11 protein-coding genes and 1 tRNA gene are annotated in these 9456 nt (G+C 59.5%); 5 read left to right on the top strand and 7 right to left on the bottom strand.

What is annotated here, in order from left to right; all coding sequences use genetic code 11:
* From ABDW57_RS11475 to ABDW57_RS11455, 5 genes are all read left to right on the top strand, one after another.
* Window positions 1–338, top strand: a 338-nt coding sequence (locus ABDW57_RS11475; protein ID WP_343730327.1) for a fumarate hydratase C-terminal domain-containing protein, incomplete at its 5' end; no start/stop codon positions are given.
* Entirely contained in the window at window positions 338–1168 is an 831-nt protein-coding gene (murI, locus tag ABDW57_RS11470; RefSeq protein WP_343730326.1) for a glutamate racemase, read from the top strand. The genes ABDW57_RS11475 and murI, both read left to right, overlap by 1 nt.
* Before the next feature lie 108 nt (window positions 1169–1276).
* A tRNA-His gene (locus tag ABDW57_RS11465) sits at window positions 1277–1352 on the top strand.
* 127 nt (window positions 1353–1479) lie between these two features.
* Window positions 1480–1821 carry a hypothetical protein gene (locus ABDW57_RS11460; protein WP_343730325.1) on the top strand — a complete coding sequence of 114 codons (342 nt, stop codon included), beginning with the start codon at window positions 1480–1482 and terminating at the stop codon, window positions 1819–1821.
* A gap of 132 nt (window positions 1822–1953) precedes the next feature.
* Window positions 1954–2400 carry a hypothetical protein gene (locus ABDW57_RS11455; RefSeq protein WP_343730324.1) on the top strand — a complete coding sequence of 149 codons (447 nt, stop codon included), beginning with the start codon at window positions 1954–1956 and terminating at the stop codon, window positions 2398–2400.
* Between the two features lie 310 nt (window positions 2401–2710).
* Here the strand turns inward: ABDW57_RS11455 and ABDW57_RS11450 are convergent, their stop codons facing one another.
* The 7 genes from ABDW57_RS11450 to ABDW57_RS11420 form a co-directional block, all read right to left on the bottom strand.
* Complete coding sequence (locus ABDW57_RS11450; protein WP_343730323.1) at window positions 2711–3094, bottom strand: hypothetical protein; 384 nt, start codon at window positions 3092–3094, stop codon at window positions 2711–2713.
* A 141-nt stretch (window positions 3095–3235) separates the two neighbouring features.
* On the bottom strand, window positions 3236–3583 hold the full coding sequence (locus ABDW57_RS11445; RefSeq protein ID WP_343730322.1) for an energy transducer TonB: 348 nt from the start codon (window positions 3581–3583) through the stop codon (window positions 3236–3238).
* Between the two features lie 70 nt (window positions 3584–3653).
* Complete coding sequence (locus ABDW57_RS11440; RefSeq protein ID WP_161012221.1) at window positions 3654–3983, bottom strand: energy transducer TonB; 330 nt, start codon at window positions 3981–3983, stop codon at window positions 3654–3656.
* Window positions 3984–4091: 108 nt separating this feature from the next.
* Window positions 4092–5840, bottom strand: a complete 1749-nt coding sequence (locus ABDW57_RS11435; RefSeq protein ID WP_343730321.1) for a methyl-accepting chemotaxis protein — start codon at window positions 5838–5840, stop codon at window positions 4092–4094.
* A gap of 336 nt (window positions 5841–6176) precedes the next feature.
* Complete coding sequence (gene dusA, locus ABDW57_RS11430) at window positions 6177–7202, bottom strand: tRNA dihydrouridine(20/20a) synthase DusA (RefSeq protein WP_343730320.1); 1026 nt, start codon at window positions 7200–7202, stop codon at window positions 6177–6179.
* Window positions 7203–7344: 142 nt separating this feature from the next.
* Complete coding sequence (locus ABDW57_RS11425) at window positions 7345–8418, bottom strand: GGDEF domain-containing protein (protein WP_343730319.1); 1074 nt, start codon at window positions 8416–8418, stop codon at window positions 7345–7347.
* A gap of 419 nt (window positions 8419–8837) precedes the next feature.
* Window positions 8838–9413, bottom strand: coding sequence for an XRE family transcriptional regulator (locus ABDW57_RS11420; RefSeq protein WP_343730318.1), 576 nt, complete (start codon window positions 9411–9413; stop codon window positions 8838–8840).
* Window positions 9414–9456: the final 43 nt, after the last annotated feature.

Here is a 9456-nt window from a genome sequence, read left to right as displayed (position 1 = left end):
TGGACAAGTTCACCGACATGATGCTGGAAAAAACCGGCCTGATCGCGATGATCGGCAAGGCCGAGCGCGGCCCTGCCGCGATCGAGTCGATCAAGAAGCACCAGTCGGCGTACCTGATGGCGGTGGGTGGTTCGGCTTACCTGGTGTCGAAGGCCATCAAGCAATCGAAAGTGCTGGGCTTTGCCGACATGGGCATGGAAGCGATCTACGAGTTTGAAGTGGTCGACATGCCGGTCACGGTGGCGGTGGATTCGCAAGGCACTTCGGTGCACAACACCGGTCCGGCGGAATGGAAGGCCCGCATCGAGCAGCTGAACGTGCCAGTTGTGACTGCCTGATGCATATCGCCCGCTCTCCCGGCGCCCCCATCGGCGTCTTTGATTCCGGCGTGGGCGGGCTGTCGGTGCTGCGCCATATCCGCGCGCAGTATCCGAACGAACACCTGATGTACTTTGCCGATTCCGGCCATGCGCCGTATGGCGACAAGACGGAAGAATATGTCGTCATGCGCGCGCTGGCGGTGACGGATTATCTGTTGGCGCACGGCGCCAAGGCGCTGGTGGTGGCCTGCAATACCGCCACGGTGGCCGCCATCAAGGCGGTGCGCGCGCGTTATCCGGAATTGCCGGTGGTTGGCGTCGAGCCTGGCCTCAAGCCGGCAGCCGCGGCCACCCGCAACGGCAAGGTCGGCGTGCTGGCGACGGCGCGCACGCTCAAGGGCGACAAGTTCCTGCAGCTGCGCGAGCAGATCAGCGCGGCCACGCGCGCGGAGTTCCTGCTGCAGCCGGCCGTGGGTCTGGTCGATGAAATTGAAAAAGGCGATCTCGATGCGCCGCAGATTGGCGCCATGCTGGAACGCTATGTGGCGCCGCTGCTGGAGCAAGGCGCCGATACGCTGGTGCTGGGCTGCACGCACTATCCTTTCGTCCGCAGCGGCATCGAGCGCGTGCTGCACGCGCATCAGCGCGACGATGTCACATTGATCGATACCGGCGATGCGGTGGCGCGCCAGTTGGGCCGCCTGCTGGAAGCCGGCGAGCTGCTGCATCCCGGCGGCGATCAGGCGGCCACGCTGCGCGGCTACACCACCGGCGACGCCGGCGCCCTGGCGCAAGCCTTTGCTGATCTGCTGGGCCTGAAGCCGATGGTGGAAAAGGTTGATGTTTAGACCAATCTGCCGTTTTTGAAAAAATGCTGCAATTAAATTTGCAGGAATCGAAACGCGCTTGTATAATTCTGGCTCGTTGTTCAGCACTAGCTGAATAACAAAACAGCGGTGGCTGTAGCTCAGTTGGTAGAGTCCAGGATTGTGATTCCTGTTGTCGTGGGTTCGAGCCCCATCAGCCACCCCAAGAATTAAGTAAAAAGCCCAGTCTGAGACTGGGCTTTTTGCATTTTCAAGCCCGCACATTTGATGCAGCTCTAGCGCCATGCAGGTCAGAGGGCTACGCTGACTCCAGACTCTCTGAGGAGGCCGCCATGCGCCCCAAGAGCTTGCTTGACAATCAATCGGACCAGCCCGAGGATCACGTTATGGGCACCAACACCGAATCCAACGCCGCTCCACTCACCGACCTCGCATTTACCGTGAAGCTTATCGAGTCCAATTACGCCACCAAGGAGGATTTAGCCGTTCTGAGCGGCGAGACCAAGGAGGCGCTGGCGGTCATCAACGGTAAAATCGACCTGCTTGCCAGCAATCAGCAAAACTTCGCCACCAAAGCGGATCTCGCGAAGATGATGTACCAGATGACGTGGCGCATGGCGGGCTTTACCCTTGTCCTGATCGGCACCATGGTTACCGCCACGCGCTATCTTTAACCCCGCGCAGTTACAACTTTTTGCGCCGGGATATTGCCCCTTGGAACTACGTTAACGCTACAATAGAATGGTCGTTTGCATTCCCATGCAAGCCCGCCACACCTCTGCTTTCCGCCTGATTCGTATAAGTCTATGTCACAAGATAAATCCGTTACTGAAGTCAGTACTTACGGCAAAGATACGCCCGTAGGCCGCCCTGACACCGACGGCCGCGCCGCCGTGTTCGTTCCCACCGAGTCCTTTGATGCCGCCAACAATGCCAATATCCGCCTCGGCGCCGGCATTGTCGGCTTCGGCAATCCGGACGGCACCCTGACCGTGTATTTCGAAAGCAACCGCTTCGACGAGACCAGCCTGCACAAGTGGGAAAACAAGGCCCGCAAAGCCTACGACCGCATGGTGATGGGTGCGCCGACCGTGTCCAAGGCCAAGCTCAACGCCAACATGCTGGAGCAAATCGGCATCATCGATGGCATGGGCATCCACCTCAAGCAACCGGAGCGCCTGGAGCAGTGGCTGCAACGCGCCAACGCCATGGATACCGCGCCGGCCGGCCCGGTCACGCTGTGGAAGAAGTAAGTTGTTAAAAAGATAGAAGACGGGCATTAGTCCTACATGGCGTCGGACGTTTGGCTGATGCCGCAAGCGGGGCCCCTGGACTATGCTGGAGTCATTCCACTCCCCTCTCTCCAGGAGCCCGTCATGGCACGCTATCTACACATTGCATTTGGCGCCTTGCTGATTACCCTGGCTGGCGCTTCCGCTTACGAGCTGTGCTCGGAAAACGTGCTGAGCAAGGCTTCGATCTACGTGCTGCGCTAACCCGCCCGCCATGAAAAAATCCCGCTGCGCCCAAGGCGCCAGCGGGATTTTTTTGCCTTCAGCCGTCTCAGCGATGGCGGTAATAACCGCGTCCGCCCCAGCGGCTGCCACAGCACCAGCGGCCAAACGAAAAGTCGAGGCCGATCGATACCGGCGGGTAATAATAGGCGGGCGCCGGCGCATAGTAGACCGGCGCCGGCGCGTAATACACCGGCTGACTGACGTAGGTGGTCGTGGTGGTATAGCTCGGCTGCGTGCTGTAGGTCACGCGCGACGGCGGCAATTCCTCAGTCCAGGTGCCGGACTGCACTTGCGCGCCGGCCGGCAGCACCTCGACGGTATGCCATTCATAGGGATTCTGTACCCGCGTCTGCGTGTAGTAAGCGGGACGCTGCGTCGCGCAGCCAGTCAGCGCCGCCAGCGCGGCAACTGCAACAACGATGGTTTTCATGGCGGTTCTCCTCATTCCAGATCGTACTATATAAGGAAGCGCGGCGCGATTCGCTAGCCATTACAGTTTATTACACTCGCTAAACAACCGAAAAAAAAAAGGAACCGCGCGCGGTTCCTTTTTTGTCGGGGGAATGCCGGATCAGTCCAGTTTCCAGGCGTAGTCGACCTTGGTCCAGGTTTCCGCTGGCGCGCCATCCTTGGTGCCTGGCTTGAATTTGCAGGCGCTCAGGGCCTTGATGGCGGCCTTGTCCAGATTCTTGAAGCCGCTCGACTTCTCGACTTTGGAATCAGCCACGCTGCCATCCGGCTTGACCAGGAAGGACATCGATACCGTGCCCTGCTCTTCATTCATCAGGGACGCTTTCGGGTATTCAGCTTTGCAGTTCTTGGCATCGAACGACGCCGGAACTTCGGCGGCAAATACTGCCGGGGCGCTCGACACGAGCACTGCTGCAACCACACTCAACCAACGCTTATTTGTAGACATCTGATTTCCCCAAAGTGTAAGTACGATCCGGCATGCAGGCCATGCAGGGGCATGGCCCGGTTGAGACTAATTACAGCTTCCAGCTATAGTCGACCTTGGTCCAGGTCTGAGCCACGGCGCCATCTTTGGTGCCTGGCTTGAATTTGCAGGCGCTCAGTGCTTTCAGGGCTGCCTTGTCGAGGTTTTTGAAGCCGCTCGATTTTTCAACTTTGGATTCCACCACGCTGCCGTCGGTGCCGACCAGGAAGGCCATGGTCACGTCACCTTGCTCTTCGTTCATCAGCGAGGCTTTTGGATATTCCGCTTTGCAGTTTTTGTCGCTCAGCGAGGCTGGCACTTCACCGGCGAAGGCGGTCGAAGCAACGGACAGGATGACGGCGGCGAATACAGACTTGTTCATAATGCGATTTCCCAATAAATTGTTATTAACAACTGGTTAAACGAACTCCACAGCGGGCCATATGTCCACAAGGGCGGACGGCAGACTGCGGCAAATTGTCAGAACTGCTTAAAACTCTTCCCACTCATCGCTGCCGGCCGTGGAGGCTGCGGCGACTTTTTTCGGTTTGGCTGCCGGTGCCGGCGCTGGCTTGGCGGCCAGCTTCTTCACGGGAGCGCGGGCGGCAGTGATCGGCTTGACCACGGCTGCCTTGGCGGCAAATGCTGGCGCAGCAATCGCGGCGCGTTCTTCACCTTCCACCAGCTTGAAGATGCTGACCACGCGAGCCAGCTCGCCGGCCTGATCTTGCAAGCTCTGTGCTGCTGCGGCGGCTTCTTCCACCAGCGCGGCATTCTGTTGGGTCATGCTGTCCATCTCGATGATGGACTGGTTGACCTGGGCAATACCAGCGCTCTGTTCCTGGCTGGCGTTGGCGATTTCACTCATGATGTCGGTCACGCGACGGACCGAGGACACCACCTCGTCCATGGTCACACCGGCCTGGCCGACCAGCTTGGTGCCGGCGCCGACCTTCTCGACCGAGTCATCGATCAGGGCCTTGATTTCCTTGGCGGCAGCGGCGCTGCGCTGGGCCAGGTTACGCACTTCCGATGCCACCACCGCGAAACCGCGGCCTTGCTCGCCAGCACGGGCCGCTTCCACTGCCGCGTTCAGCGCCAGGATGTTGGTCTGGAAGGCGATGCCATCGATCACGCCGATGATGTCCACAATCTTCTTGGCCGATGCATCGATCGAGCTCATGGTATCGACCACTTCCGACACCACCTGGCCGCCGCGAATTGCCACGTCCGAAGCGGCCGAGGCCAGCTGGTTGGCTTCACGGGCGTTGTCGGCGTTTTGTTTCACGGTCGAGGTCAGCTCATCCATGGCCGACGCGGTTTTTTCCAGCGACGACGCCTGCATTTCAGTACGCGACGACAGGTCGACGTTGCCGGCGGCGATTTCGCGCGAGGCGGTGCCGATAGTTTCGGTGCCGGTGCGCACCTGGCTGACGATGTCGCGCAGGCTGTCGCGCATTTCGCGCATTTCCGATACCAGGCTGTCCTTGGCGGCGCCCGCGGTGTCGATCGAGATCGACAGGTCGCCGTTGGCGATGCTGCCAGCGATCGAGGCGGTGTAATCAGGCTCGCCGCCCAGCTGCTTCAGCAGGCCGCGGGTGATGACCAGTGCAGCGGCCACCGAGATCGCCACCGCCAGCAGACCCATCACAATCATGAAGGTGCGGGCGCTGGAGAAGCCGTTGGCGGCATCCACCTGCATCTGGGCATTCATCTTGTCTTCCAGCGCGCCCAGTTGCTCCAGGGCGGTCATCCATTTTTTCTGCGCAGGACGGATTTCCTTCACCAGCACGCGGGTGGCTTCTTCCGGCTTGCTGGCCAGCCACAGTTCCGAGGCCTTGGCGATGGCCGGCATGGCCAGCGCTTCGCTTTCCTTGACGGTGGCCAGCAGCGCTTTTTCTTCAGCCGTGGCTTCCTTCGAGAATTGCGCAGTCAATTTGTTCTGGAAATCGGCGTATTTGCCGGCCAGTTCCTTGATGCGGTTCATGTCCGCTTCCATGTCGGCCGGATCGGCGATCATGGTCAGCACGCGCAACGAGTTGATGCGCTCGGCAACGTTGTTACGCATGTCGACCACCAGGCGGGAGACGACGTTGTTCACGCTGATCACGTGGTCCAGACGGTCCTGGATTTGCGCCATGCGCACAATACCCACGGCAGTCACCGCCACCAGGAATATCAGCACCAGGGCGAATCCGAGGCCCAGGCGCGTACCGACTTTCATTTTTGCTAAATTCATTTCGTCTTCTTCTTTAGTGACTCTGTTGATGAAGTTGCCGTGGATGACACGTCTTGTGGGGTGCCAGCCAAACAAAACCCTTGCTGCTAAGTAATAAGCTATGACAGTAGCAAACAATGACTGCGAATGCAAAAATTTGCAGCTCCACCAGCAGCCAGCATGTGGTTTTTGGACCGCGATACACCACGAAAGACGGTGGATATGTGTGTATATTCAGGAATTATAGATGCAAATTTTGCCTCAAAGCAAGCAATTACTGCCTCAAAAATACGCAAACGAACTTTCTGTAGGGAAATCCCGACAGTCCCGTGGATTGTTTGCAAAAAAGAGGAAGTTCTACGCAGTAATACGTAGACGCGCTGCCGCTTCCAGCAACAGGTGGGCGTCGCCGGTGGCGAGCTTTTTGGAATCCGACAAGGTCTGGCGGAAGGCGCGGGCGCCGGGCAAGCCGGTCATGATGCCCAGCATGTGGCGGGTAATGGAATTGAGCTTCAGGCCGAGCGGGCCATACTGCGCCAGTTGCGCCTGAATGTAGGGAATCATGGCTTCCAGCACTTGCTCGCGGGTTTTCGGCGCACGACTGTCGCCGTAATAGCGCTGGTCGAAATTGGCCATCATGAACGGGTTGTGATAGGCCTCGCGGCCCAGCATCACGCCGTCCAGGTGTTGCAGGTGCGCGTCGATCTCGGCTTCGGTCTTGATGCCGCCGTTGATAATGATTTCGAAGTCAGGAAAATCGCGCTTGAGCTGGTAGGCGTACTCGTACTTGAGCGGCGGGATCTCGCGGTTTTCCTTGGGCGACAAGCCTTTCAGGATAGCGTTGCGCGCGTGCACGATGAAGGTCGTGCAACCGGCCTCGGCCACCTTGCCGACGAAGTCACGCACGAAGTCATAGCTTTGCACAGCATCGATGCCGATGCGGTGCTTGACGGTGACGTCGATCGACACGGCGTCGCGCATGGCTTTCACGCAATCGGCCACCAGTTGCGGCTCGGCCATCAGGCAGGCGCCAAACGCGCCTTTCTGCACGCGCTCGGATGGGCAGCCGCAATTCAGGTTGATCTCGTCATAGCCCCACTTCTCGCCCAGCCTGGCGCTGGTGGCCAGGTCGGCCGGATCGCTGCCGCCCAGCTGCAGCGCCACCGGATGCTCTTCCTCGTTGAAGCGCAGGTGGCGCTCGACGTCGCCATACACCAGCGCGCCGGTGGTCACCATCTCCGTGTACAGCCAGGTGTGCTTGCTGATGTGGCGATGGAACACGCGGCAGTGGCGGTCGGTCCAGTCCATCATCGGCGCGACGGACAGGCGGCGGCCTGGCACTACAGCGGCTTGGTCGGCGGTCGGCGAGGTGAGGATGGTCATGATGGCCACTACGGGAATTGATCGGGGCCGTCATTATACAGCGAATCGGTGGGGGTTCGCGGGCACCGGCGGCGCCAGGATGGGACACGCGGCTGTCTGCTGGGGCTTGTCCCCGTCGCCGCATTTCCCGGACGGATAGGGATTACTTCTCAGCTACATAGGCCTTGCTTTTACCTCGGCGTTCGGCCTTGACAGCGTACATGGCTTTATCCGCCTCCAGCAGGTAGTCTGCCAGGCTCATGTTCGAATCAGGATCACATCGAACTATGCCGGTGCTGAGCGCCACCTCATAGGCATGATCCGGCTGGGCGCGGTTGAAATCCTCCACCCGCGCGCAGAGCCGTTCCACAATCCGGTCCGGACAATCATCTGCGACCGTAAACGCCGCGAACTCATCGCCGCCCAAACGTGCGATGACATCGGCCTTGCGAAACGATTCCCTGAGCACCGCGGCGGCGTCGCGGATCAGCTGATCCCCGACGTCGTGCCCCCGCTGGTCATTGACGACCTTGAGATTGTCCACGTCGGCAAATATGACCGCACATTGCATCCGCTGGCGCTGAGCAATTTGAAAGCTGCGTTCAGCATCGAGAAAAAAACCGCGCCGATTGTTCAGTCCAGTGAGCTCGTCTGTGAAGGAAAGCAGCCGAAGCGAATGCTCCGCTTTATCGCGTCGGTTTAATTCAAGCGCATGAGCGGAGTTGCTGGCAACCAGCGCTTGAGTGTGATCGGCCACCTCCCGTTGCAGGCGCGCCTGGCCATGAAATTTGCTCATGACAGCGCCAGTCAGCTCGGCCACATCCTTCACGATCGCCTGCGCCGATGACACAATTTTGGTATGCACAGTGTTAGGCCAGGAAACAAGGACAATTCCTCCACCGCTCGGGTATGGGAATTTTCCCCATACATACCTGTTCTCACTGGAGGCCTCGACAGGCGCCGGCTCCGCACCATGCACAAGTTGCTGCGCTAACTCGCACAGGCCGGGATGATAACCTAATTTGCGCCGCCGGCCTTCCCCGTCAAATTCAATAGCCAGCGCATCATCATCATCGCCAACCACCAGGATGACCAGCCCACCCGGATGAAACAATCGCGATATACCGGCGCCAGTGCTGTGCAATGCATCCAGCGGCTCGGTGGTAGTCAACAGTTCTGCGCTCAATTGCAAAAGATGCCGGAGCTCAATCGTGGTAAACGAAGGATTGTTTTTCAATGTCGGGCTCCATTGTCCTGGCGAGCGCTGAAGGGCCAAGGGCTTGGATGTTGTTCGATCCACTCCCGGGCCCATTGAAAGCAAGCGTCGTTAGCGTCGGCCAGTGAATTGCCACAAGCTATAGACGCCAACTCTGCATGCCGTAAGTCGCCCGAGCTGCCACTGAAAATCTCGATGCGGTGAACGCCGTCACCGCCACGCTCGTCATGTTCCACGCTAACGCGATGGCCTCGGTAGATTTGGCTTGGCATGGGACCTCCTTTTACAAGCCAGCGGCCGCATACGAAATGTAAGAGCAAGTGGCAGCTTCCCCAGATACTACAGCAAGCGTTTGCCCACACCTCATAGTATTTCCAATAACGTGAGACTGCCCTTGTATCTAATCGCTATGGCTGGTCGGTATCCAGGCGGGGGGGGGGTTACGCCAAGGTGCCCGACAAGGGCAAAGTGACCAGGCCCACCAGGTAGCGGGCAGGAACGGTTCCGGGGTTTTCGTAGGCAATGTGCTGCCCTTCACGGAAGGCGACGCAGTCGCCGGTCTGCAGCTGCCACTGCTGTTCGCCGGCGGTCACGATCAGCGTGCCTTCCAGCAGCCACACTTGCTGGTGGATGTCGGCACTGTGCGCGGGATGGTCATAGGACACGCGCCGGCCCGGCGGAAATTCCACCTCCACCATCTGCAACGGCGAGCGTACGCCGGGCGACAGCTGGCGCCGCGTGTAACCAGAGGCAGGATCGGTCCACACCGGCTGTTGGGCGCGCGTGCGCAGCGGCGACGGCGCCTCTTCTTCGGCGGCAAACAGCGTGGCCAGGGTCACGCCCAGCGCGCCGGCCAGCTTGTCCAGCACGGTGGCGGTGGCGCTGCTCTCGCCGCGCTCGATCAGGGAAATATTGGAACGGCTGACGCCGCTGCGCTCGGCCAAGGCCGCCAGCGACAAGCCGCGCGCCGTGCGCAGTGCCAGCACGCGGCTGGCGATGAGTTGATTGATGTCCATGAAATCCATTATACTGGATTAATCATCCAACAAAATGACATAT

This window comes from Duganella sp. (genome assembly GCF_039595735.1).
In the GTDB taxonomy this organism is placed as follows: domain Bacteria; phylum Pseudomonadota; class Gammaproteobacteria; order Burkholderiales; family Burkholderiaceae_D; genus Rugamonas.
Note: the sequence above shows the minus strand (reverse complement) of the source record. Positions and strands in the feature narration are given on the sequence as shown.